This is a genomic window from Flavobacterium amniphilum (genome assembly GCF_023634845.1).
Lineage (GTDB): Bacteria > Bacteroidota > Bacteroidia > Flavobacteriales > Flavobacteriaceae > Flavobacterium > Flavobacterium amniphilum.
This window is the reverse complement of the sequence record NZ_JAMLJL010000008.1, coordinates 37,467-63,028: the sequence shown is the minus strand read 5'-3', so window position 1 is coordinate 63,028 and position 25,562 is coordinate 37,467. Positions and strand designations below refer to the sequence as shown.

The following is a 25,562-nucleotide window of genomic DNA, read 5'->3' as shown; positions in this document are numbered from 1 at the left end:
AATGTTTGGTTGTTTTTGTGTCCCAAAAATAGACTTTTTTAAAAACAAATAGCTAAAAAAATAGCATTTTATGGCAATGTTTAACAATTGATAGGTTTTTAGAACCAAAAACCAACGCTGAACCAAGTATAATGTTTGCGGTTGTCAGGAGACCACGAATGTTTGACTTCCACGGGACCAATTAATGTTTCCAATCCGTAGCCAAGAGCATAACCTGAAAAATCAGGCTTTTTAAACCAAGCCTTGTTATCAAATATTTTATCACCGATATTGGTAAAATTAGCCGTAAAACTTAAATGGTTCTTTTTAACAAACTCATAATCGGCACCAACACTCCCTTTAACATAACTGTCACCATGCAAATCAAGAAAGTTATAACCATAGAAAGGCCTGAAGTTATTAAACTTATGAAACCCGTAACCGCCCAGTACAAAATCAAAAATATGATTCACGCCTTCACCAACGGTAAAACCACCCTCGGTTTGTGCCTTGAGCGACAATTTTTTGAAAACCGTCTGAACAATTCCCATATCAGCCTTAAAAACGGAAAACTTGGAAAAATCATTATTATAGTCTGTAGAATAAAAGCAGGACTGGAAATCACCAAAGAAATACCAACCCTTCTTAGGGAAATACTTATTGGTAAAAGAATCAAATTTTAAAAAGCCAAAAGCAGAATAATAAGAACTGTTGTCGATATCCATGGAAGCTGTTTGCACATCGTTTGACTCAATATTAATCAGATTATGCTCCAAACCACCACCAATCAGGAACTTCTGGGCGAAGATAGTCTGCAAATACACTTTATTGGACAAACTGTTATAACTCAAATCAATAGCTTCTTTATTCAACATATCTTTAATCTGACCATTTCTGAAATCAGTTTTACTCACTTTATTGAACTGTTCAAAATTAGATTTCAGACCAAAACTCCAGTGAAATCCGTTATCAATGTAATAATCCAGATTATACCGAATATTATCTCCAAGAATAAAATCGGCAGAAATCACATCATTTTTAAAAATCAAATTCTTCTTTGTAACATTAATCAGAGCTGCCGATTTAAACAAATCATCATAGTGAACACCTAATTTAAGAAACGTTTTGATTGGATTCTCCTGCACATCAATCATCAAAACATCCTTTTCACTTTCCTGAGCCAGTTTGTATTTTATCGAAGTAAAATTTTGTGTTGCGTTGAGATTGTTGAACCCATTATGTAAATCATTGTAACTGATTTTATATCCGGGTTTGAAACGAAGTTTTCCAAGAAAATAAGACCGGGTATAATTCCTGTAACCTTCAATATGGATTTCGGCCAGATTTAAACTATCGGCACGCATCGAGTTTTTTTGAGGAACCGTCTTATAACCTGAACCCAAAGCTTTAAGTTCTTCAGATTTTTTTTGGGCTGCCTGTTCTCCGTTTTTAATAATCATGCCTCCCAAATCAAATGAAATTACCGAAAACCCTTTAATATTCGGTTTGATATAAACATCTGTCATTTTTGCTTTCTCATTCATTTTTTCCAATGTCTTAAAATTGGAAATCTGAACCAGAACACCGGTCGCCCCACTAATATTGTCAATCGTTTTTAATCCGTCCTGCACATCAACACCAATGATTATGTCAGCTCCCATACGTTTTACTTCTTCGATTGGGTAATTATTGACTACTCCGCCGTCAATATAATAACGGCCATCAATTTCAACCGGCGAAAACAAAGATGGGAAAGCACCACTGGCAGCAAGGCACAATGGCAAAGAACCTTCCCTGAAAACCACTTCCTCTCCGGTTTCAACATCAGTTGCTATACACAGAAAAGGGATTTTCAATTCGTTAAAATTACGCACATGGCGGTAATTATGGGTAAGCTTACTGAACAGGTTATAATTATACAATCCCTTGGAAAAACCTTTCGGTACTGTAATGCGGAGATTTTGAAAAGGAAGTGTAAGAGCGTAAACTTCATCATTGTTTTTCTCATAGAATGTTTTATTGCTCCGGGGAATAACATCCTGGATAATTGCATCTGAATCCAAATTACTAAAAATAGAATCCAGTTCATTCGCAGTATAGCCGCAAGCATAGAGTCCACCAACAATCGCACCCATACTGGTTCCGCCGATATAATCGATTTTGATTCCGGCTTTTTCGATTTCTTTCAAAACACCGATATGTGCCAAACCTTTGGCACCGCCACCACTTAAAACCAATCCGATTTTAGGTTTTTTGATGGTATCCTGAGCTGAAGAAACTGTCGGAATTAAACCCGAAAAGAAGAAAAGAAAAGACCAAAGACAGAAATATTTTGCCTCTATTGCTTTGTCTGTAATGGCTTTTATAAAGCTCCCACAAAAAACAAATAATGGCATTTGGCTTCCCACTTTTGGCTTAAAAAACATAAGGCTAAATTTTCTTATAAAATTCGGAAATTTTTTTGGCTTTTGAAACACCTACAACGTCAGAAATTTCTTTTTCTGTTGCCTCCTTAATTCTTTTAACACTTTTGAAATGTTTTAGTAATGTTACCATTGTTTTTTCACCGATTCCAGGAATCATTTCCAGTGTGGAGTTTAATGCCGATTTACTTCTTTTATCCCTATGGAATGTAATTCCAAAGCGGTGTGCCTCATTACGCAGATGCTGAATGGTTTTAAGTGTTTCCGATTTCTTATCCAGATACAGCGGCACGGAATCTCCCGGATAAAACAACTCTTCCAGTCGTTTGGCAATGCCGACAATCGCTACTTTACCGCGCAGTCCAAGATCTTCAAGACTTTTGAGAGCCGATGACAACTGACCTTTTCCACCATCAATAATGATTAACTGCGGCAATGGCTCGTTTTCTTCCAGCATGCGCTTATATCTTCGGTACACCACTTCTTCCATGGAAGCAAAATCATTCGGGCCTTCGACTGTTTTGATGTTAAAATGGCGGTAATCTTTCTTGCTTGGCTTTCCGTCTTTGAACACCACACAAGCCGAAACCGGATTTGTTCCCTGAATATTCGAATTATCAAAACACTCGATATGACGGGGTTCTACCGAAAGCCTCAGGTCTTTTTGCATTTGTGCCATAATTCGGTTCGTATGCCTGTCGGGGTCAACGATTTTGATCTGCTTCAATTGGTCCAGACGGTAATACTTGGCGTTCCGTTCAGACAAATCCAACACTTGTTTTTTATCTCCTAATTTAGGCACTGTAACCCTGATCTTCTCACCGAAATCCAACTCAAAAGGGAGAATAATTTCTTTTGAATTAAGATGAAAACGTTCCCGGAGTTCGACAACAGCCAACTCAAGCAGTTCTTCGTCGGTTTCTTCCAGTTTTTTTTTCAGCTCCATGGTATGGGAACGGACTATGGCTCCGTGAGAGATCTGCAGAAAATTGATATAGGCCATTGCTTCATCCGAAACAATAGAAAAAACGTCAATATTTGATAATTTAGGATTCAGTATGGTTGAACGCGCCTGGTAATTCTCCAGTACTTCAATCTTCTCTTTGATTTTCTGTGCCTGTTCAAACTGCATATCCATGGCCAGATCCGTCATCAGTTTCTTGAAATCCTTAAGACTTTCCTTAAAATTACCTTTCAGGATTTCACGGATGGCATTGACCTGGTTTTGATAATGTTCCTGTGTTTCCAGACCTTCACACGGGCCCTTACAATTTCCGATATGGTATTCCAGGCATACTTTGAATTTCCCGCTATTGATATTGGCCCGGCTCAAATCAAAGTTACAGGTCCGGAGCGGGTATAATTCCTTAATCAGATCCAAAATCGTATGCACTGTTTTAAAACTCGTGTAAGGACCAAAATATTCAGAACCGTCCTTGATCATTTTACGGGTCGAAAAGATGCGTGGAAAAGGCTCGTTCTTAATACAAATCCACGGGTAGGTTTTATCATCCCGAAGCAACACATTGTAACGCGGCTGGAGCTTTTTGATTAAATTATTCTCCAGCAAAAGCGCATCTGTCTCTGTAGGCACAACAATATGCTGGATGCTTACAATCTTCTTAACCAAAACATTTGTCTTGGCCGTATCATGAACCTTATTAAAATAAGACGAAACCCTTTTTCGCAGGTTTTTGGCTTTGCCAACATATAAAATCTTACCTTCTTTATCAAAATACTGATATACACCTGGATTATCAGGCAGTGTTTGGATTTGAAGTTCGAGGGAAGTTAACATTTACGGTTTATACATTAAGAGTTGATTCAAATTTACAAATAAGTTTCATTTTTAAAGTACATTTGTCCGGCTGTAAATTCTGAACCCGTAAAAAAGAGCATGAACAAGACCGAATTACGTAAAAAATACAAAACACTCCGCCAGACCTTATCATTTGACGAGATTATGAACGACAGTCTGGCGATAGCGAACCATTGCATATACCTTGATATTTGGGACAAAACCTATTTCCATTTGTTTTTACCCATTGAAGCCCAGAAAGAAATCAATACCGAATTTGTATTACAGATTTTGGCCGGCAGGGACAAAGAGATTGTGATCTCGAGATCAGATTTTGAAACGAGACAGATGACCCACTATTTACTAACCGATAATACCAAGATTAAAACCAACGATTATGGTATTCCGGAACCCGTGGACGGACTCGAAGTACCTCCTGCTAAAATAGATGTTGTATTTGTACCGTTACTGGCTTACGATAAAAAAGGACACCGCGTAGGCTACGGGAAAGGTTTTTATGATGTATTCCTGAAAACGTGTAAACCGGATGTGATCAAGATTGGCTTGTCTTATTTTGATCCCGAGGAAACTATCGAAGATATTAACCAAAATGATATTGCATTAGACTATTGTATCACTCCGTTTGGTGTCATCAAATTTTAATTTATATTAGCGCATCCAAAACTATTTAAACAAAACATCATGTTACAGATTTTAAAATCAAGAGTATCTTTAGTAGTGATGGTTATGATTTGTTCAGTTGCACTTTCAAACTGTACAGTTCACCACCACCATACCCATAAACCCAGAGTAAGACATGTACATCATGATCATGGAAAAAAACATCACCATCATAAAAAAGACAAGCACCACAAACACAAAAATCATAATCACCATGATTAACAAAAAATGACCTCAAATTGAGGTCATTTTTTGTTATATATCGATTGTAATTACAACTGCTTTTTAGCAAAAGCTTTTTTATTGAACACAATCAGCAAGCCTACTCCGGTTGATATAGCCACATCGGCCACATTGAAGATTGCATTAAAGAACGTGAAGTTTTTACCCCCTAATAAAGGCACCCAGTCCGGCATGGGATAATCTTTGATGATAGGAAAGTAGAACATATCAACCACTTTACCATAGAACCATGGTGCATAGGGTTTATCAGAGAACATCGTTGCCACTTCATACGAACTGTCATTGAAGATCCTTCCGTAGAAAACCGAATCCAAGATATTCCCGAATGCTCCGGCAAGAATTAATGAAATAGAGAAAATCAGAAGGCTTGAAGCTTTCTCCTTAACTGAAAGCCATAACCAGTATCCGATCCCGGTAACAGCAGCAATACGGAATAAGGTAAGTGCTATTTTCCCGTAGGCTCCCGGTATCTCTGCTCCCCAGGCCATACCTTCATTTTCAACGAAAAGGATTTGGAACCATGGAAATACATCTTCACCGGTATGCAACACATAGTGGGTTTTGATGTATATTTTAGAGATCTGATCAATCAATAAGACTAAGAAAACAACGAAATAGGCCTTTTTTAAATTCATTTTTTCACGTTTGAGTCACAAAAATAGCATAATTTAAATAAAAAACGCCCCAAAAAGGAGCGTTCAGTCATTTTTAGAAAAAGATTAACGTTGCAGGTTCTTAGCCTCAATACTCATGGTGGCATGAGGAACCAGTTTCAATCTTTCTTTATGGATTAATTTTCCTGTTACTTTACAAATTCCGTACGTTTTATTCTCGATGCGGATCAATGCATTTTTCAAATCACGTATGAATTTCTCCTGGCGTATCGCCAGCTGGGAGTTGGCCTCTTTAGACATAGTCTCACTTCCTTCTTCGAAAGCTTTGAATGTTGGCGATGTATCATCGGTACCATTATTCAAATCATTCAGGTAAGCACTTTTAATAAGGTCCAAATCAGTTTTTGCTTTTTCCAGCTTTTTTTGGATTAATTCTTTGAATTCTGCTAAATCAGCATCAGAATATCTTATTTGTTCTTCTACCATAATTCCTTACTTTGAAATTAATATTTTAGTTCTTAGTTCATCAAACTCAATTTCCGTACCATTTTCGATACTTTCCGTGAAAGCCAGTTCTTCTGTTAAGGTTTCCGATTTAATGTAGTCTAAGTTTGCTTCAACAGCCTGTTGAATATCCCCTTGTTTCAACATTGACACTTTAATCTTATCCGTCACTTCAAAACCGGAATCTTTACGGATATTCTGGATTCTGTTTACTAATTCCCTAGCGATACCTTCTTTTCTCAATTCATCGGAAATCGTTATGTCCAATGCTACTGTTATACCGTTTGAATTAGCTACCAACCATCCTTCAATATCCTGTGAAGAAATCTCCACGTCCTGAGTTGTTAAATTAACACTATTTCCTGAAATAACAAGGGTTATCTCGCCTTCTCTTTCCAGTTTTGTAATCATTTCCTGAGAAAAACTTTGTATCTCTTTGGAAATCAACCCCATATCTTTACCGAAACGAGGTCCTAAATTTTTAAAATTCGGTTTAATTTGTTTAACCAATATACCCGAAGCGTCATCTAAAAGCTCTACTTCCTTCACATTTACCTCTGCTTTTATCAGATCGGAAACCGCCTCGATTTCAGTACGTTGTACCTCGTCAAGCACTGGAATCATAACCTTTTGCAACGGTTGGCGCACCTTGATCATTTCCTTTTTACGGAGTGATAACACCAGTGACGACACCGTTTGCGCTTTCAACATTTTGCTTTCCAGTGACTTATCAACAAAATTTTCAACATACTGAGGAAACTCTGCCAAATGCACACTGTCATATTTTTCGGCACCTGTAGCGGCATTCAAGTCTTTATACAGGCGATCCATAAAGAACGGAGCGATTGGTGCAGACAGTTTTGCCACCGTCACCAAACAGGTATAAAGTGTTTGGTAAGCCGCAATTTTATCAGTCCCATAGTCACCTTTCCAGAATCTTCTGCGGCATAAACGTACGTACCAGTTACTTAGATTCTCCTGAACGAAGTCGGAAATAGCACGGGCAGCTTTTGTAGGTTCATAATCCGCATAAGCTTCATCCACCAATTGAATCAATGTATGCAATTCAGACAAAATCCAACGGTCGATTTCCGGTCTTTCCTGTAAAGGAACTTCCGCTTCAGCATATTTAAATCCGTCAATGTTCGCATATAACGCAAAGAACGAATAGGTATTATATAAAGTACCGAAGAATTTACGTCTTACTTCGGCAACCCCTTCAATATCAAACTTCAGGTTATCCCAAGGATTCGCATTAGAGATCATGTACCAGCGCGTAGCATCGGGACCGTAATCTTTTAATGTTTCAAAAGGATCGACTGCATTCCCTAAACGTTTCGACATTTTCTGTCCGTCTTTATCCAGCACCAAACCGTTTGAAACTACGTTTTTATAGGCTACCTTATCAAAAACCAAAGTACCGATGGCATGTAAGGTATAGAACCATCCGCGGGTTTGATCTACACCTTCAGCGATGAAATCAGCCGGGAATGATTGGTTACCATCAATCAGTTCTTTGTTTTCGAAAGGATAATGCCATTGTGCGTATGGCATGGCACCTGAGTCGAACCAAACGTCGATCAGATCAGATTCACGCTTCATTGGTTTACCGGAAGGTGACACCAACACAATATTATCCACTATATTTTTATGCAAGTCCACCAAATCATAATTGGTTTCCTCCATGTTTCCGATTACAAATCCTTTATACGGATTTTCAGTCATGAAACCGGCATTGATGGCTTTCTCGATTTCATTGTACAATTCCTCAACAGAGCCGATACAAAGTGTTTCGGTACCTTCCTCGTTTCTCCATAACGGTAATGGGATACCCCAGTAACGTGAGCGGGAAAGATTCCAGTCGTTTGCATTCTTCAGCCAGTTACCGAAACGGCCTTCACCGGTTGCTTTCGGTTTCCAGTTGATGGTTTCGTTCAGGTCGAACATACGGTCTTTTACTTCCGTTACCTTGATAAACCAAGAGTCAAGCGGATAGTACAAGATAGGCTTATCCGTTCTCCAGCAGTGTGGGTAACTGTGTACATATTTTTCAACCTTGAAGGCTTTGTTTTCTTCTTTAAGACGGATAGCAATTTCCACGTCTACCGACTTTTCCGGTGCATCACCGTCAGTATAGTACTCGTTCTTCACATACTTACCACCCAATTCGGCCATCTGGCTTACGAAACGGCCCTGTAAATCCACTAAAGGAACAGGATTCCCGTTTTCATCCAATACCAACATCGGCGGTACTTCCGGTGTAGCCTCTTTAGCCACCTTAGCATCATCAGCACCGAATGTAGGCGCAGTGTGCACGATACCCGTACCATCTTCAGTTGTAACGAAGTCACCTGAAATAACGCGGAATGCATTTTCAGGATTCTGGTATGGCAAAGTGTACGGCAATAACTGTTCGTAACGGACACCTACTAAATCGGCACCTTTACTCACCTTTACAATACTATACGGAATTTTCTTGTCTTCGGATTTATAATTAGCGAAATCTTCTTCCGATTCGGCAACGAAATATTTACTTCCGAACTGTTTCCCGATCAGGTTCTCGGCAATAATCACATTGATTGGCTGAAACGTATATTGGTTGAAAGTTTTCACCAAAGCATAATCGATCTTAGGGCCAACAGTCAAAGCAGTGTTACTTGGCAATGTCCAAGGCGTGGTTGTCCAGGCCATGAAATGGATCGTCCCAAAGCTTTTTAAGAAATCAGGCAATGATTCTTCAATCGCTTTGAATTGTGCCACGATAGTAGTATCGGTCACATCGCGGTAGGAACCCGGCTGGTTCACCTCGTGAGATGATAGTCCGGTACCCGCTTTTGGTGAATACGGCTGGATTGTATATCCTTTGTATAATAAATCCTTGTTATAGATTTGCTTCAGTAACCACCAGACCGACTCCATGTATTTTGACTTATAGGTCACATACGGATCTTCCATATCTACCCAGTACCCCATCTTTTCAGTCAGGTCATTCCATACATCAGTATAACGCATAACGGTACGTTTACACGCTTCGTTGTATTCGGTAACCGTAATTGTTTTTCCGATATCTTCTTTGGTGATTCCCAATTCTTTTTCGGTACCCAATTCAACAGGCAGACCGTGAGTGTCCCATCCCGCTTTACGCTTTACCTGAAACCCTTTTTGTGTTTTATAGCGACAAAAAATATCTTTAATTGCACGGGCCATCACGTGGTGAATACCCGGTAAACCGTTTGCTGAAGGCGGGCCTTCAAAAAACACATAGGGCGTTGCACCTTCACGCGAGGTTACAGATTGTTCAAAGACATTATTTTTTTTCCAGAAATCAAGAACTTCCGATGCCACGGTTGGCAGGTCAAGTCCTTTGTATTCAGTAAATTTCGTACTCATTTTGTCGCATTCTAAAATCAATGTGCGAAAGTAGTGATTTGTAAGGCAATAGACAAAATAACTGAGCCAAAAAATGGTTAAAAATCAAGGCTATTTCCTAATATTATGTGAATTTGTTTGTTTTTGACTGAAAGATTGAAGGATTGGAGGATTGAAGGACTAAATAAAATTCAAAACTTTGCAGAATTATGAGTTACGAATTATAAGTTATGAGTTAACGTATAATTTAAAATGATATAAATCCCATAATCGGGTGGTTTAGTAACTTACTACTACTTTGACACTACTTGGCTTCGAGAGCCTCAGCCACCGTCGGCTACTTTGACATGGCTTTAGTATGGCTTTAGTACGGGTCAAGTACGGGTCAAGTACGGGTCAAGTACGGGTCAAGTACGGGTCAAGTACGGGTCAAGTACGGGTCAAGTACGGGTCAAGTACGACTTACAGCATACTTAGATTCAACCGGCACAGCCATCGTTCTGTACTTAACCAGCCAACCGGAACGAGGCATCTTTATTGTGCATATCCTTCAAAAAAGGCGAAAAAATTTTCAGGCAAAAACTTCTTTCAAAACCTCAAGTGATTTCGGTTTTTTAAAGCCTTCGAGATGGAATGTGTAGTAATCAAGAAGTGTTTTAAGCAAGAGTTGGCGGTCATTAGCCGTAAAAACCTTTTGGTCGCTGTCAAACTTAAGCGTAATCAACCGTTTGAAAAGCACCGTTTCATTTTCCGAAAGGCAACTTAGGGAAGGCAAGTTTGAGAAAATACCTTCCGTCATTTCAAAAAAAGGAAGATCCAGTTCAGACACATCCGGGTAAAATCCGAGAAATTTTGTAATTTCCAGCAAGAAGATCAAATGAAAATTAGCCACCTCTCTGTGTGTGTCCAGCCAGAGCAGACTGGTTTCCAGAAACTCAAAAAGCCGTTCATTCTTTTCCTCTTCCCGGATGCTGTGGTGCAGCATTTCAGAGAGGAAAATAGCAATTGTACTTTTAATTATATCCGTATTGAGCGACTGATAAGCAGTGGCCAGTTTGATTTCCTTAAAATATTCCAGCGTTCCTTTATTTTTGTGGCTGGCTTCAATCTCCAGCAATGTCAGCGGCTGGAAATATGCAATCTTCTGGTTGGATTTTTTAGCTGCAAAAGCATTAGGAACAAAATAAGACTTGAGTCCGCCCGACAACGTAAAACACCTTACAATCAATGATTTTTCCTGGTATTTTAAAGCCGAGATGACAATAGCTTTAGTTTTGACCAGCATTAGCGGACAATCATTATCTTTTTGGTTTCCACTTCGGCACCGTCTTCAGAAGAGACATGCACCACATAAACACCCGAAGCTACTTTATGTTTTCCGAAAGCGCGGGTATCCCACATGATCGTTCCTCCTTTGGCAACTTCCTCATATACCAGATTACCGCTGATATCCGTAATTTTAACATTACATTTATCCATTAGCCCGGTGATCGAAACATTCCCTGTGAAGTTTGGCCTTACCGGATTAGGAAAAACCACTACATTTTTCAAATCACCTGCTCCCGAAGTAGCATTTCCCTTGTATGAAACCATACCTGCTTCGGTAGCCATGAAAACCTCTCCCGTTATCATATCAATATCGATATCATTGACAATATTACTTGGCAATGGAGAATTTTCCTTGGTAAAAATATTAAAAGTCTTCTGACCGTCGGGAGAAACAAAAAAGACACCGCTCCCGGCAGTAGCAATCCATTTATTATTAGCACCATCGACTACAATATCCGTAATAAACTGTTGGTATAGCAACTCCTGGGCCAGGCCATCCTCCAGAATGATAATGGAACTCGTTTCCAGTTCGTCCTGGTTTTGAAACGAATCGACACTTGGCAAAACCCTTAAACCTCTTAAAGTTCCAATCCAAAGTCTGTTATTCTTATCAATAGCAAGTGCCCTTACATCACGCGAAGGCAGATTACCTTCACCCGTTCCGTCTTTAATCATTATGCACTTATTAGAACCATCGTTAAAAGCTACAAGCCCTACCCTTGTCATGATCCATTTTGTATTATTCTTATCGGCCACCAATCCTTTAGTTACCAAAGAAGTGTTAGCCGGTGCACAGGCAATATTATACGATTGCCATTGTCCGGAACTCCTGAACACATGCAACAGGTTATTCGACAATGAAGTTGGCATCCAGAGATTACCTGCGCGGTCAAAATCGGAAAAACCGACCCTGATATCATCCGGTACCTGACCGGGAATAGACCTTAACGAACTGTTTGATGCATTATACTGTATTTCCGGCACCTCATTTTTAATTTTAAGAAGTCCTGAGTAATACGAACTCATGAACACTTCATTTTCATCGGTTGGTTTCACTGTAATACTCGTAATAGTCTTTGTTCCCAAAAGCGTACTATAAGCAAAATCTTTCCATCCGTCAGTTTCCGTATACTTACTGATATTAAAAGTATCCAAAGGGTACGGATTAAAACCCGCGTTATAATCCCCGTACGCCATCCAGGTTCCTTTCGACGAAGTTTTAACCCCAAACACCTTATTCCGGTAAGCACCCGGAGGCGTCGCATTAGTTAAAACAGCGGTATTCGCCTGTGTGGTTGACACCACTCCTTTTTCCTGGGTACCGATATAAAGCACATCATTTTTAATAGTGGCACAGATTAACCGTGTAGCGGGATCAGAAGTATTATTAACCGTATAGAGATTCGCCAGCAGATTATTTAGCACATACACATAATTCTGGGTTGTGACCACCAATTTATTTTCAACAAATCTGAAATCGGCCGGTATTTGATTAAAGTTCATTACAAAGACAGGATTATTCCCCACCAGTTTATGCAGACCGATACCATTATCCAGCAAAACTATTTCAGTATTTGTTTTTTCCACGGCCTTCCAATTACCTCCGGCCACCATTGTCCATTGGTTAAAATCGATAAGATTAGGATTTGTAACCGAAGCACTCAGCAATCCGTAACCGTTAGCCACGGTATAAATTGTATTATTAAAAACAACCGTCTGGAAGATTTCGATATTGCTGCCATTGGGACCGATAAAATAAGTATCCCCGAACTCCATCGTCTGGAGATCGAACACCGAAATACCATAATCAGTTGAAATGTAGAGCTTCCCGTTGAATTCGGTAAAATGGTTAATTCTTTTTTTATTGGACGGCACCGAAACCTTGTTCACGATATCTACTACGTTGAGCATTGATCCGTCTGTTTCATTGACAACCGTCATAAATCCGTCGATGTGCCCTACGATGGTTTTTTTGAACGTTTCCGAATGGTAAATCTGTGAGATTGTCTGACCTGATAGTCCCTCCACAGTTGTAACCGTTACCGATTGGTTTGTGGTGACATCCCTTTTAAAATACGCATTATCGGAAGCTGCAATAAATCCTGTTTCATTCAGGGTAATATCCTTTATTGAGTTATAGGAATAGTAACCTTTCCATACCTGATTAACCTGTGCGGAACCCGTCAGGGAAAAAATAAAAATTATGAAGACAGCAGCAATTTTGTTCATATAAGTAAAGATATTGCACAAATATAGATAAAAACGGATTTACTTGGGTTTTAATATATCCAAAACAAAAAGTCCCGCTTTTGCGGGACTTTAAAAGTTATTTATATTCAGGAATTATACAACTCCTTGCGCTAACATAGCATCGGCAACTTTAACGAAACCGGCAACGTTTGCACCTTTAACATAATCAACATATCCGTTACCATCTGAACCGTATTCAACACAAGCTTGGTGAATATTGTTCATAATCACTTTCAAACGATCGTCAACTTCTTCAGAAGACCAGCTTAAACGCAATGAATTTTGTGACATTTCAAGACCTGAAGTCGCCACACCACCAGCGTTAGAAGCTTTACCAGGAGCGAAAAGGATTTTTGCGTTTTGGAATACTAAAACAGCTTCCGGAGTAGACGGCATGTTAGCACCTTCAGCCACACAGATACATCCGTTAGCCACTAATACTTTAGCTTCCTCTTCGTTCAATTCGTTTTGTGTAGCACATGGTAATGCGATATCACATTTTACTTCCCATGGACGTTTTCCTTCAACGAATTTAGCGTTAGGGTATTTTTTAAGGTAATCAGAGATACGACCGTAGTTTACGTTTTTGATTTCCATTACGTAAGCCAATTTATCTGCATCAATACCGTCAGCATCATAGATATAACCTGAAGAGTCAGACAAAGTAACTACTTTACCTCCTAATTGAGTTGCTTTTTCAGCAGCATATTGTGCTACGTTTCCAGAACCGGAAACCACAACCGTTTTACCATCGAAGCTTTCGCCTTTAGTTTTCAACATGTTGTAAGCAAAATATACATCACCGTAACCAGTTGCTTCAGGACGGATTAAAGAACCTCCGAAAGTGATTCCTTTTCCAGTTAATACTCCTGTAAACTCGTTACGTAATTTTTTGTATTGACCGAACATGTAACCAACTTCTCTTCCACCCACACCGATATCACCGGCAGGAACGTCAGTATCAGCGCCAATGTGACGTGCTAACTCAGTCATGAAAGCCTGGCAGAAACGCATGATTTCAGTATCGGATTTTCCTTTAGGATCGAAGTTAGAACCACCTTTACCACCACCCATTGGCAATGTAGTCAATGAATTTTTGAATACTTGCTCGAAAGCTAAGAATTTCAGGATACTTAAGTTTACAGAAGGGTGAAAACGCAAACCTCCTTTGTAAGGTCCGATTGCTGAGTTCATTTGGATTCTGTATCCTTTATTTACTTGCGTCTGACCTTTATCATCGATCCAAGCCACGCGGAACATCATTACTCTTTCCGGCTCCACCATACGCTCAAGTAACATTTTACCTTGGTATTTAGGATTTTTTTCGATGAAAGGAATTACAGTTTCAGCAACTTCTCTTACGGCTTGTAAGAATTCAGGTTCATTAGGATTGTTTTTTGCTACAGCCTCTACAAAAGCATCAATACTATGTGACATAATAATTTTAATTTTTTACGTTTAAAGAAAACGTTTTCGTTTAGTGGCACAAATATACATTTATTAAAAATAACACCAATGTTTTTAGCCTAATAAATCACTAATCAAAAACTTAACAATACAATAATCCGGTTTTTTTACTGTTTTTTTTTTGACATCATTGATGTTTTTATATATTTGTCCTATAATGACTTAAAAGTTGACCCATGTCTAAATTAAAATGCTTAATCGTTTTTCTCTTATTAGGAGCGCTGAATCCGCTTCAGGCGCAGTTCGGATTTTCCCATGAAGTTGGGGTAATCACGGGTCCTGTTGCCTTCCAGTCTGACTATGGTGAAAGACATGATTTTGACACTAACAAAGGAAATACCGGCTTAGGTGTTGGTTTAGTACACTATTTGAATTTCTCCTACAGAGCTGACTGTAACTGTTACACACCTGAAACCTACTTCAACGACCACTTTAAATTAAGATCAGAGATTTCATACAACAAAACAAAATTAGAGCATTTCGGACACTGGGTAGACCCAAAAAAGACTTCGGTAGAAGCTCAAAAATTAAGAGGGATGTTTGGTAGCACTGCTGTTACGAACATTGGTATGCAATTGGAATTTTACCCAATGAGTATCCGTGATTTCACTTCACAAACCGGAAGTTTCGGTCCGTTTGTAAGCTTGGGTGGCCAATTCAGTTTTTACAAACCTGAGATGGGTACTAATTATGGAGACGGCCGTTTAATCCAGGCTAATTTACCGGCTAAATACTGGGCTCCTTCAGACGGAAAAGACCATGGTTTCACAAACGAAAGAGGAAGCACCTGGTCAGTGGTATCAAGTGTGGGTACCCGTTATAAATTAACCCCTTTATCGGATTTGATTTTGGATTTACGTTTCCAGTATTATTTTTCAAACTGGGTTGACGGTTTAAATCCAAACGAAAACCTTTATCCTGAAAACAAAGCTAACGACTGGAATTTATGGTTAAACTTTGGATACATCTACTACATAGATTAATCAGTAAGTAAGAGATATAAAAAAACCCTGACAGTTGTCAGGGTTTTCTTTTTATGCTAATGCCTGTTTTAAATCTTCTATTAAATCCTCTGCGTCTTCCACACCAACACTTAAACGAACCAAATCATCGGTAATACCCACTTCTTTACGCTTATCTTCCGGAATTGAAGCGTGCGTCATTAAAGCCGGGTGGTTTGCCAGTGATTCTACGCCCCCTAATGATTCAGCCAATGTAAACACCTGCAGTTTCTCAAGGAAGCTGATTGCATCCTGTTTTGCACCTGATTTGAAAGTAAAGGTCACCATACCTCCAAAACCGCCAATCATTTGTTTTTTGGCAATTTCATGGAACGGATGGTTTTCCAGTCCAGGGTAATATACACGCTCTACTTTTGGGTGGTTCAATAAGAACTCAGCCACTTTCACACCATTCTCACAATGACGCTGTACACGTAAATGAAGCGTTTTAATCCCTCTTAACACCAAGAAAGAATCCTGTGGTCCTAAAGTTGCTCCTGTAGCAAACTGTTTGAAGTGTAATTCGTCACCCAAAACCTTATCCTTAATAATCAAAGCACCTGCAATCACATCACTGTGTCCGCCTAAATATTTAGTAGCCGAGTGCATTACGATATCTGCACCTAGGTCCAAAGGTTTTTGAAGGTAAGGAGTTGCGAATGTATTATCGACTGCAAACAGGATATTGTGTTTTTTAGTAATTTCTGCAATAGCAGCAATATCAGCCAGTTTCATCAACGGGTTTGTAGGTGTTTCCACCCAAACCAATTTAGTATTTTCATTGATTAAATCCTGAAAACCCTCAAGATCATTCATATCCACGAAATGGAACTTGATTCCGCTATCCTTGTACAAACGCGTGAACAAGCGGTAAGTTCCGCCGTACAAATCATCCATTGCGATGATTTCGTCACCAGCCTTGAATAAACGAAGTAAACAATCGGTAGCAGCCAATCCCGAAGAAAAAGCAAGACCTCTTGCTCCGTTTTCAATAGAAGCCAGCGCCTCTTCCAAAGCAGTACGTGTTGGGTTCGCAGCGCGGCTATACTCGTAATCAGGATTTAAAGGTCTCCCCGGACTTGTCTGAACGAAAGTCGATGTTTGGTAAACCGGCGGCATAACCGCCCCGGTACTTGGATCATGGTGTTGTCCACCATGTATAACTTTAGTATTAAATTTCATAGTTCATATATTTTTCACAAAGGTATTAACTTCGGACTATTTTTTTTAACTTGCCTTCTCTTTTACAATAATTTTATGACTAATCCTTCCCGTTGAAGCACCATTACCCATGAAAAAAATACTTTTGGTTGAAGATGAGGCCCATGTTGTTTCCTTTATCAAAAAAGGACTTACAGAAGAAGGATTTGAAGTCAGTGTTGCATTTGACGGCAAGACCGGATTGCAATTAGCATTGGAAAGCCATTTTGACCTGATCATTTTAGACATTATGTTACCGGAGATGAACGGTTTGGAAGTCTGCAAATCCATACGCATAAAGAACCAAGCCGTACCCATATTATTTCTGACAGCACTCGGCACTTCCGAAAACATTGTTTTGGGATTGGAAAACGGAGCCGATGATTATCTGGTCAAACCTTTTAAATTCATTGAACTCGTAGCCCGCATCAAGACCTTACTGAGACGTTCTTCCGGACAGGCGGCTTCCCAGAATGACGAGAGCCTCGCGCCGGAACACCTGTACAGTTTCAACGATTTAAAGATAAACGACTATACCAAAACCGTTACCCTGGAAGGAGAAGAAGTCTCTTTGACCACAACCGAATACAAACTATTACTCCATTTACTGAAAAACAAAAACAAAGTACTTTCGAGAATGGACATATTGGAGGCGGTATGGGGCGTTGACTATGATTTGGGCACCAATGTCGTAGATGTATACATCAATTACCTCCGGAAAAAAATAGACCTTAAAGCAGAAGACAAGATTATCCATACTGTTATAGGCATGGGATATGTGATGCGGGAAAACTAAACCGTTTAACCCCAAACAACAACTGAGACATGAAAAAACACTCACGGATTATTTTACTGTTCCTGATCCCGTTCCTGATCGTAATTTTCCTGTTCAGTATCTTCATCTATGCGACCGTTTCCGATTATTCGGAAGATTATCTATTCCGTTTATTGGAAGCCAGGGCAAATAAGGTTGCCAAGGAGAAATTAGCCGGTGGAAATGAATTTTCACCCGATGATGATTTAGACAAACTTCCGCACGAGCGGGATTTCTTCATTCCGATAGACAGTCGTCTCAACATTAGTGACCAATCCCAGAAAGTAGGAATCAACGAAGAATTTTTCAGTGATGTAATCCAAAAAGGACAGGCTCGTTTTGTTTCCAATGAATACCTTTACAAAGGCATCAAATACAAGTCGGCTAAAGGCAATTTCATTGTCATCACCGTTGCCGAGAATTACTTCGAGATCAACCAAGCCGAAAACCTGATCAAAACCATGTTGTTTGCCATAAGCGCAGCTTTCCTTCTATTATTATACATTGCTGTTTATTATTCGAAGAACATATTCAAACCTATTTCGGCCATTACAGAGAAAGTAAAAGAAATCAGTTCCGAAAACCTGCATTTGCGTTTGAGTGAAGACACCGCCAAAGATGAACTTTATGAACTTACCGGCACCTTCAATGACATGCTCGACCGGATTGAAACCTCCTTTGAAACCCAGAACAACTTCATCAGCAATGCCTCCCATGAATTAAGAACTCCATTGACAGCCATCATAGGTGAAGCCGATGTAGTGCTTTCCAAACCGAGACAGACTGAAGACTATGTAGACTCTTTGAAAATCATTTTACAGGAAGCCGAAAAACTGGACAACAAAACCAAAGCACTGTTGTTTCTGGCACAAACCGGATTTAACGGAAAAGTACAGAAATTCGAAAAAATACGCATCGACCAATTGATCTGGGATGTAAAAGAAAACCTGGGCACCTTAAACAGCAAGAACAGAATACACCTTGACATGGAACTCTTACCGGAAAATCCGTTAAAGTTAAAGGTAAACGGAAACGTCCAACTCCTTCATCTTGCTTTCAGCAACATCATCAGCAACGGTTGTAAGTATTCAGACTACAACCATGTAACAGTATCAATTGGCGCATCAGATGATTATGTCTACATTATTATCAAAGACAAAGGAATCGGTATTCCCGAGAACGAGATCAAATACATTTACGATCCTTTCTTCAGGGCATCAAACACCAAAAACTACGAAGGTTACGGCATTGGATTACCACTTACCCGAAATATCATCCGCATGCACAACGGGAAGATTTTGGTGACTTCTGCCGAAAACGAAGGAACGACGGTACAAATCACACTTCCATCGGTCAAAACAGAAGACTAAAAACAATACTGTCACTGCTTTTTTAACTTTTTGCTAAGGTTTTCTAATCTCATTTTAATCCCGTAGGCCTAATTCTAATAACATTTTAATGTGAGTTTAATAAGGCTCTAATACGGCGCTTCTACTTTTGCCCTGTAAACAACAAATAGTAAGAAGCATGAGAAAAACAATTGTAATACCGACCGACTTTACCGTCAATTCCCTTAATACTTTAAAAGCCGTTTTAAGCAACAACACTTCAGGCACATCCTTAGACATTATCTTATTGCACGGAATGAATTTGAGCGATTCGATAAGAGACTTATTGTTCTTTTCCAAAATGAAGCATATTGACGCTTTAAGCAATACCGAATTTGAAGAAGCCTGCGAAGTGTTGTGCAACAAATTTGATTCCCACATCAATTCATTGAAAACCGATTTATTTACCGGATTTAACCAAAGTGCTTTCAACAGCTATTTAGAATCCAACAGGATTGAAAAAATCTACATCTCTGACAGCAAGCAAAACTTATCAAACAAAAACAGCTTTGACTTATCAGTATTCATTAAAAAATCGGTCGTGGAAGTTATCACCATCAATAGCGATACTGCAATTCCGGTTCCCGAAAAAGGAAAAATTACAGAAGTATTCCTGAATCAGGTTTCCATCAGTTAACCCAAAAAGAAACGATCATGAAAATCATTATAAAATACATCAGTCTCCCTTTGCTGGTTTTGTTATCCTTAACTGTGATGACAGGCATGTCCGGGAATCCGGAAAAAAAGATTGAAGGCGAATGGAAAGAAGCCACCTGGGAATATGAAAAGGCCGATAAAAACGACACGGTGAATGCCGATTTCAAAAACGTTTCGGGTTATGTCAAGGAAATTGCCAGTCAGAATCTGGTTATCCACAAAGCCGAAAAATGGATTTTCATGCCCGGACGGAAATTAATTCTGGAAGGAAAAGACACCACAAAAGAATTGACCTGGACCATCAAGGGAAGGGGAAACATACTCGAGCTGAAGTACAATGACAACACTGTTGAACATTATACCCTTACGGAATTATCGGAAGACAGGCTCGTACTCAATTTTAATACAAACACAGATATACGCGGCATTGCCCGCTTAACATTTGAAAAAAACAACTAAAGATGCTTAGAAAATACAGTAACAGCAGATCACATTCAGACAATCTCAAACTCGGTTCCTTATCCGCATTTTCTGCCGGAATGATCAATATCGGTTCGCTACTGCTATTCTTTTCATTCTCGTCAAACATTACAGGGCATTATGCTGTTCTTGCTTCAGAAATCGTAAAAGGAAATCTCTATCAGACTGTTGTGGTTTTCTCCTGGATTTTGTTATTCTTCCTGGGGAGTTTCACTTCAAATCTGGCCGTGATACACCTTAATCATAAGAACAGCTATATTGCCCATTCGATACCATTAATACTCGAGATACTGTGTTTAATCGCAGTGAGTATTTACGGAGACAATTTTTATGGCGAAACATTAGCCGAGACCGAAGTTTTATTAGCCATTATGCTATTCGCGATGGGTTTACAAAACGGACTGACGGCAAGTATTTCGAACTTTTCCATCAAAACAACGCACCTAACAGGAACGACGACCGATTTAGGGATTTTGTTCTCAATGTTCACCAAGAAAGAATTCCGGAACAACAAAAACCTGAAGCAACGGGCAAAACTATTATCATCGATAACCGTATTTTACCTGATTGGTGCGGTATTGGCCGGGTTCACGTATGTTTATCTGGGATTCAAGATGTTTTATCTGGTGAGTCTGGTACTCGCAGTGATCATCGTATATGATTTATACAAACTCCGCTTAAAGCTTTACCTGCACAAAAGAAAGCTATTTAAGCTTAACATTCCGGTAGCGGAACTCAAAGAAAATATACTTCTCAAAAAAGAAGAAAGAGTTGCTTAATTCGAGAAAACTCCCCTAAGAAATTTTGTGTTGTTCTTTTGGGGAGTTTTGCCTTTATTAAATAAACTTTTTGATTTGCATCATAATGCCGGTATGCATGCCTTCGTGGTAGTTGTTGAATTCCATCGCATCCTTTACGCTGGTAACCGTATAACCTGCTGAAGTCGTGAACTCATTATAGGTTTTGAAAATGTCATCAGCGAAATCTTTTTTGGATTGTTCCAAAGTAGCGAACAGCAATGATTTGATTTCTTCGACTTCTTCCAGCGTTACATCTGCTTCAGGCTTTGTTCCTTTCATGTATTTTGCAACCATCGCATCTGAAACCATCATCGGTAATCCTGACAAACGGTACACCAGCATTTGCTGTACCACTACAATATGACCGATGTTCCAGATCAGGTTATTACTGAATCCGTCCGGAACTTTGTTCAATTGTTCCAATGTGTGGTTTTCAAGAAATTTCAAAAGAACGTTACGCGACAAAAGGTTAATTTTAAAAGTATATTCCATAGTTGTTTAGTTTACAAGGCAATAAAATTTTCTGTTTTAGGGAATGCATTCATGACTTCCTGAACGATTTCCGGGGTTGGACTGGCCAGCTTCCTTAATTTAGTATCCATCCACGCACCGTCAACACTGATCACGGCACACAGTTCGTCCCTTTGGTTCTTCAGTTCGTGCACGATGGTCCAACGCGAAGCATCGGCTTTCATTTTTCCCATTCTGGTGGTAATCGTAATCGTGTCGCTTAAATGGATTTCCCTTCTGAAGATGGCTTCCTCACGAAATAAAACCGGACCGAAAGACTGCTGTTGCATCAGTTTCATGGTTAATCCGTGTTGTTCCAATACTTCGATACGGTGTTGTGCGCCAAAATCATAGAAAGCACTGTGGCGCATATGGAAATTCGGGTCCAGGTCAGACCAGCGAATTGAAATTTCTTTGGTAAAAGTTCCCATAAATTATTTTTTTCAAAAGTAAACCAAAAGCGCCAACCGTAAGTTTAAAAAGTTAATTTTGTAGTACATTTTAATACAATTTTAACGTGCGTAAATTATTTTATTTTATTCTCATTGCGGGTATTTCTGTCAGTTGTAAAAAAGAAACCCCAACTACTGACACTTCAAAAACCAATGCTGTTATTGATTCTGTAAAATCTGACTTTGACACTTTGGATTATGACATGAAAAAATTCGAAAAGCGCATCGTTGAAGGACAGGACACAACCGAGTTAGTACTTGATGTTCCGGTTTTTAAAGCAAAATCCGTAGTAACTGACAGTATCGATAAACTGGTATTAAACGAAAACAGTAGTTTATTCTACAATGATACACTTAGCCAACCTAAAGATTTTGATGCGATTTGCACAAATTTCATAAACACTTACAATCAAGCCCTGAAAGAAGAACCGGAGTATACGACTTCCTGGCAGGGTTACAGCACCACAACAATTGAATACCAATCATCCAAATTATTGAACTTGGTTGTCGACTACTGGGCTTTCACCGGCGGTGCGCACGGAAACGGTGCTTCAATTTCCTTTTTCATTGATGCCAAAACCGGCAAACAAATCAAAAAAGAAAATCTGTTTTCTGATCTTAAGGGATTTACCAAATTAGCCGAACAGAAATTCAGAAAGCAACAGAGCATTCCTAAAAACGTCAACATCAATGAAACCGGCTATTGGTTTACGGATGAAAAGTTTCATTTGCCTCTGAATATTTTCCTGACTGAAAAAGGAGTAAAATTAGTTTACAACCAATATGAAGTGGCTTCGTATGCAGAAGGACCGATTGAATTACTAATTCCTTACAAAGAAGCCGATAAATACTTAAAATTAAAATAATGCGAAAGATATATTACTTAAAAACCTGCAGTACCTGCCAACGTATTTTAAAGTCATTGCCACACCTTGACACCTTTGAATTACAAGACATCAAGACTGAACCGATGACCGTGAAACAGGTAGATGAAATGCAGCAGATGGCCGGAAGTTATGAAGTCCTTTTCAGCAAAAGAGCCACCTTGTACAAGGAAATGGGACTGAAAGACGAAAAACTGAATGAAGCCGATTTCAAACGCTATATCCTGGAACATTATACGTTCTTATCACGTCCGGTGATTATTGCCGACGGTAACATATTTGTGGGCAACAGCGCCAAAACCGTTGAGGCCGCCATCAAATTCCTGAACAATGAGTAAAAGACAATGGGCTCTTGTAGCCGCCACACTGGTTTCCATTATTTACGGTGTAACGTTTACGGTTGCCAAAGATGTGATGCCTAAATACATCGATCCCTTCGGGTTTATCTTCTTGCGTGTAGGCGGTTCGATGCTTTTGTTCTGGATTTCAACCTTATTTGTGAAGACCGAAAAAATTGACAAAGCCGATTTCCCAAGAATCATCGCGGCTTCTTTTTTCGGAATTGCCTTCAACATGCTCACCTTTTTTAAAGGATTGAGCTACACCTCTCCTATCATGGGAGCCGTTTTAATGGTCACCACACCGATGATTGTACTTATTCTTTCGGCACTCATCACCAAAGAACGGATGGAAAACAAAAAAATAATTGGTATCCTTCTTGGACTGGCCGGAACCATCACATTGATCCTGTACGGAAAATCGATGGTAAATGCGCCTAATGCCTCACTGGGTAACTTTCTCGTATTTGTGAATGCCATGTCGTATGGTTTTTACCTCATCATCGTTAAAAAACTGATGGATAAATACAATGCACTTTCGTTTGTAAAGTGGATATACTTCTTCGGTTTTCTGATGGTTATTCCTTTCGGGTGGAGTGAATTCCAAGCGGTGGACTGGACTGTTGTACCTACTTCTGCTTATCTGAAAATCGGTTTTGTGGTGATTTTTTCAACCTTCCTGACGTACTTACTGAATTTACTTTCGATGAAAGAGCTCAAACCCACCACTGTTGCCGTGTTTATTTACCTGCAGCCGTTGTTTGCTTCTATTTTCGCCATCGGATTAGAAAAAGATGAAATGAGTTGGGTGAAAGCGGGTTCGGCTTTATTGATTTTTATCGGGGTGTATTTAGTCACGCAGAAGAAGGTTTCGAGTACTTAGTGATTAGTCCTAAGCACTTAGTAAAAAGTTAGTGGTTTATAGTTGATTGTTTATAGTTTACGCTATTTGCAAACTAGTTCTCATTATTTAGTAATTAGTTCACCAAACTTAATTACTAGTTCTCGTTACTTAGTAACTAGTTCACCAAACTTAATTACTAGTTCTCATTACTTAGTAACTAGTTCACCAAACTTAATTACTAGTTCTCGTTACTTAGTAACTAGTTCACCAAACTTAATTACTAGTTCTCATTACTTAGTAACTAGTTCACCAAACTTAATTACTAGTTCTCGTTACTTAGTAACTAGTTCACCAAACTTAATTACTAGTTCTCATTACTTAGTAACTAGTTCACCAAACTTAATTACTAGTTCTCGTTACTTAGTAACTAGTTCACCAAACTTAATTACTAGTTCTCATTATTTAGTAACTAGTTCACATTTTTCAATCAACATCAATCCATAACTTATCAACCCTTCCAATTACTAATTACTAGTCACTAATCACTAAGTACTAACTACTAATAACTTTTCTTATCTTTACCCTCTTATTTCATGACTATGATACAATCGATGACCGGGTTTGGGAAAGCAACTTTGCAATTGCCCACAAAAAAAATCACCGTAGAATTCAAATCCCTTAACAGTAAAGGAATGGACCTGAACGTCAGGATGCCTTCTGCCTACCGTGAGATGGAGTTGGGTTTACGCAATCAGATTGCCCAGCAGTTAGAGCGCGGAAAAGTTGATTTTTCCCTGTACATTGAAGTAACGGGAGAAGAAACCTCAACCAAGGTCAATGCACCCATCGTAAAGGCATACATTGCCCAAATGCGTGCTATTTTACCCGATGCCGACAACACCGAGCTAATGAAAATGGCGGTTAGAATGCCGGATGCCTTAAAAACAGAACGTGAGGAAATCGATGAAAACGAGTGGGGCCAGATTCAGGGTGTGATCAACGAAGCATTAACCAACATCAACCAGTTCAGGGTTGACGAAGGAATGTCATTGGAAAAAGAATTTCAGTTGCGCATTGCGAATATCCGTTCGTTCATGGAACAAACATTGGAATTAGATCCGGAACGCATCCAGAATATCAAAAACAAACTACAGACCGCTATCGACGAGTTGAAAGTCAATGTGGACGAAAACCGTTTTGAGCAGGAGTTGATTTACTATTTGGAGAAGTTGGACATCACCGAAGAGAAAGTCCGCCTCACCAATCACTTGGATTACTTCCTTGAAACTTTGGCCGGAAAAGAAGCCAATGGCCGTAAACTGGGATTCATTACCCAGGAAATGGGACGTGAAATAAACACCATGGGGTCTAAATCAAACCACTCCGGAATGCAAAAACTGGTGGTCATGATGAAAGACGAGCTCGAAAAAATAAAAGAACAGGTATTGAATGTTTTATAAGTAATTAGTGAAGAGTAATTAGTGACTGGCTTTCGAAGAGATTGCTTTTAACTAATTACTCTTTACTATTCACTAAT

At 39.2% G+C, this 25,562-nt stretch carries 23 protein-coding genes; 11 read left to right on the top strand and 12 right to left on the bottom strand.

The window, feature by feature from the left end:
* Positions 1-98 precede the first annotated feature (98 nt).
* Together NAT51_RS10600 and uvrC are read right to left on the bottom strand one after the other, a co-directional pair.
* On the bottom strand, positions 99-2,375 hold the full coding sequence (locus tag NAT51_RS10600) for a patatin-like phospholipase family protein (RefSeq protein WP_250598880.1): 2,277 nt from the start codon (positions 2,373-2,375) through the stop codon (positions 99-101).
* Between the two features lie 34 nt (positions 2,376-2,409).
* Entirely contained in the window at positions 2,410-4,200 is a 1,791-nt protein-coding gene (gene uvrC, locus NAT51_RS10595; RefSeq protein ID WP_250598879.1) for an excinuclease ABC subunit UvrC, read from the bottom strand.
* Between the two features lie 99 nt (positions 4,201-4,299).
* Between uvrC and NAT51_RS10590 the strand changes: the two genes are divergently transcribed.
* Entirely contained in the window at positions 4,300-4,863 is a 564-nt protein-coding gene (locus NAT51_RS10590) for a 5-formyltetrahydrofolate cyclo-ligase (protein ID WP_250598878.1), read from the top strand.
* 82 nt (positions 4,864-4,945) lie between these two features.
* Here NAT51_RS10590 and NAT51_RS10585 read toward each other — a convergent pair whose 3' ends face one another.
* From NAT51_RS10585 to gdhA, 7 genes are all read right to left on the bottom strand, one after another.
* Positions 4,946-5,119 (bottom strand): hypothetical protein, encoded by a 174-nt coding sequence (locus NAT51_RS10585; RefSeq protein ID WP_250598877.1) that lies wholly within the window; start codon positions 5,117-5,119, stop codon positions 4,946-4,948.
* A gap of 34 nt (positions 5,120-5,153) precedes the next feature.
* Entirely contained in the window at positions 5,154-5,759 is a 606-nt protein-coding gene (locus NAT51_RS10580; protein WP_250598876.1) for a lipoprotein signal peptidase, read from the bottom strand.
* A gap of 84 nt (positions 5,760-5,843) precedes the next feature.
* Positions 5,844-6,224 carry a TraR/DksA family transcriptional regulator gene (locus tag NAT51_RS10575; RefSeq protein ID WP_250598874.1) on the bottom strand — a complete coding sequence of 127 codons (381 nt, stop codon included), beginning with the start codon at positions 6,222-6,224 and terminating at the stop codon, positions 5,844-5,846.
* Positions 6,225-6,230: 6 nt separating this feature from the next.
* Entirely contained in the window at positions 6,231-9,632 is a 3,402-nt protein-coding gene (gene ileS / locus NAT51_RS10570; RefSeq protein WP_250598872.1) for an isoleucine--tRNA ligase, read from the bottom strand.
* A 550-nt stretch (positions 9,633-10,182) separates the two neighbouring features.
* Positions 10,183-10,896 (bottom strand): DNA repair protein RecO, encoded by a 714-nt coding sequence (recO, locus tag NAT51_RS10565; RefSeq protein ID WP_250598870.1) that lies wholly within the window; start codon positions 10,894-10,896, stop codon positions 10,183-10,185.
* On the bottom strand, positions 10,896-13,169 hold the full coding sequence (gene porZ, locus NAT51_RS10560) for a type IX secretion system anionic LPS delivery protein PorZ (protein WP_250598868.1): 2,274 nt from the start codon (positions 13,167-13,169) through the stop codon (positions 10,896-10,898). Before porZ ends, recO begins: the two co-directional genes overlap by 1 nt.
* A gap of 114 nt (positions 13,170-13,283) precedes the next feature.
* Positions 13,284-14,627 carry an NADP-specific glutamate dehydrogenase gene (gene gdhA / locus NAT51_RS10555; RefSeq protein ID WP_250598866.1) on the bottom strand — a complete coding sequence of 448 codons (1,344 nt, stop codon included), beginning with the start codon at positions 14,625-14,627 and terminating at the stop codon, positions 13,284-13,286.
* 206 nt (positions 14,628-14,833) lie between these two features.
* Between gdhA and NAT51_RS10550 the strand changes: the two genes are divergently transcribed.
* The gene (locus NAT51_RS10550) at positions 14,834-15,640 is read left to right on the top strand and encodes a THC0290_0291 family protein (protein WP_250598864.1); all 807 of its coding nucleotides are present in this window, start codon (positions 14,834-14,836) and stop codon (positions 15,638-15,640) included.
* 51 nt (positions 15,641-15,691) lie between these two features.
* Here NAT51_RS10550 and NAT51_RS10545 read toward each other — a convergent pair whose 3' ends face one another.
* Positions 15,692-16,840, bottom strand: a complete 1,149-nt coding sequence (locus tag NAT51_RS10545) for a cystathionine gamma-synthase (protein WP_250598862.1) — start codon at positions 16,838-16,840, stop codon at positions 15,692-15,694.
* A 109-nt stretch (positions 16,841-16,949) separates the two neighbouring features.
* Between NAT51_RS10545 and NAT51_RS10540 the strand changes: the two genes are divergently transcribed.
* The 5 genes from NAT51_RS10540 (at position 16,950) to NAT51_RS10520 (ending at position 20,976) form a co-directional block, all read left to right on the top strand.
* A complete protein-coding gene (locus NAT51_RS10540) occupies positions 16,950-17,654 on the top strand; it encodes a response regulator transcription factor (RefSeq protein WP_250598860.1) in 705 nt (234 codons plus the stop codon).
* A 29-nt stretch (positions 17,655-17,683) separates the two neighbouring features.
* Positions 17,684-19,042, top strand: coding sequence for a HAMP domain-containing sensor histidine kinase (locus NAT51_RS10535; RefSeq protein ID WP_250598858.1), 1,359 nt, complete (start codon positions 17,684-17,686; stop codon positions 19,040-19,042).
* Positions 19,043-19,199: 157 nt separating this feature from the next.
* Entirely contained in the window at positions 19,200-19,697 is a 498-nt protein-coding gene (locus NAT51_RS10530) for a hypothetical protein (RefSeq protein ID WP_250598856.1), read from the top strand.
* A gap of 17 nt (positions 19,698-19,714) precedes the next feature.
* Positions 19,715-20,176: a lipocalin family protein gene (locus NAT51_RS10525; RefSeq protein ID WP_250598854.1), complete on the top strand. Its 462-nt coding sequence runs from the start codon at positions 19,715-19,717 to the stop codon at positions 20,174-20,176.
* Between the two features lie 2 nt (positions 20,177-20,178).
* The gene (locus tag NAT51_RS10520; protein ID WP_250598852.1) at positions 20,179-20,976 is read left to right on the top strand and encodes a YoaK family protein; all 798 of its coding nucleotides are present in this window, start codon (positions 20,179-20,181) and stop codon (positions 20,974-20,976) included.
* A 57-nt stretch (positions 20,977-21,033) separates the two neighbouring features.
* Here the strand turns inward: NAT51_RS10520 and NAT51_RS10515 are convergent, their stop codons facing one another.
* Together NAT51_RS10515 and NAT51_RS10510 are read right to left on the bottom strand one after the other, a co-directional pair.
* Positions 21,034-21,489, bottom strand: coding sequence for a DinB family protein (locus NAT51_RS10515; protein ID WP_250598849.1), 456 nt, complete (start codon positions 21,487-21,489; stop codon positions 21,034-21,036).
* Between the two features lie 11 nt (positions 21,490-21,500).
* Complete coding sequence (locus NAT51_RS10510) at positions 21,501-21,938, bottom strand: acyl-CoA thioesterase (protein ID WP_250598847.1); 438 nt, start codon at positions 21,936-21,938, stop codon at positions 21,501-21,503.
* Between the two features lie 86 nt (positions 21,939-22,024).
* Between NAT51_RS10510 and NAT51_RS10505 the strand changes: the two genes are divergently transcribed.
* From NAT51_RS10505 to NAT51_RS10490, 4 genes are all read left to right on the top strand, one after another.
* A complete protein-coding gene (locus NAT51_RS10505) occupies positions 22,025-22,825 on the top strand; it encodes a DUF3298 and DUF4163 domain-containing protein (protein ID WP_250598845.1) in 801 nt (266 codons plus the stop codon).
* Positions 22,825-23,181, top strand: coding sequence for an arsenate reductase family protein (locus tag NAT51_RS10500; RefSeq protein ID WP_250598843.1), 357 nt, complete (start codon positions 22,825-22,827; stop codon positions 23,179-23,181). The genes NAT51_RS10505 and NAT51_RS10500 overlap by 1 nt, the downstream gene beginning before the upstream one ends.
* Positions 23,174-24,064, top strand: coding sequence for a DMT family transporter (locus NAT51_RS10495; protein WP_250598841.1), 891 nt, complete (start codon positions 23,174-23,176; stop codon positions 24,062-24,064). The genes NAT51_RS10500 and NAT51_RS10495 overlap by 8 nt, the downstream gene beginning before the upstream one ends.
* 560 nt (positions 24,065-24,624) lie before the next feature.
* On the top strand, positions 24,625-25,485 hold the full coding sequence (locus NAT51_RS10490; protein WP_250599019.1) for a YicC/YloC family endoribonuclease: 861 nt from the start codon (positions 24,625-24,627) through the stop codon (positions 25,483-25,485).
* Positions 25,486-25,562 lie beyond the last annotated feature (77 nt).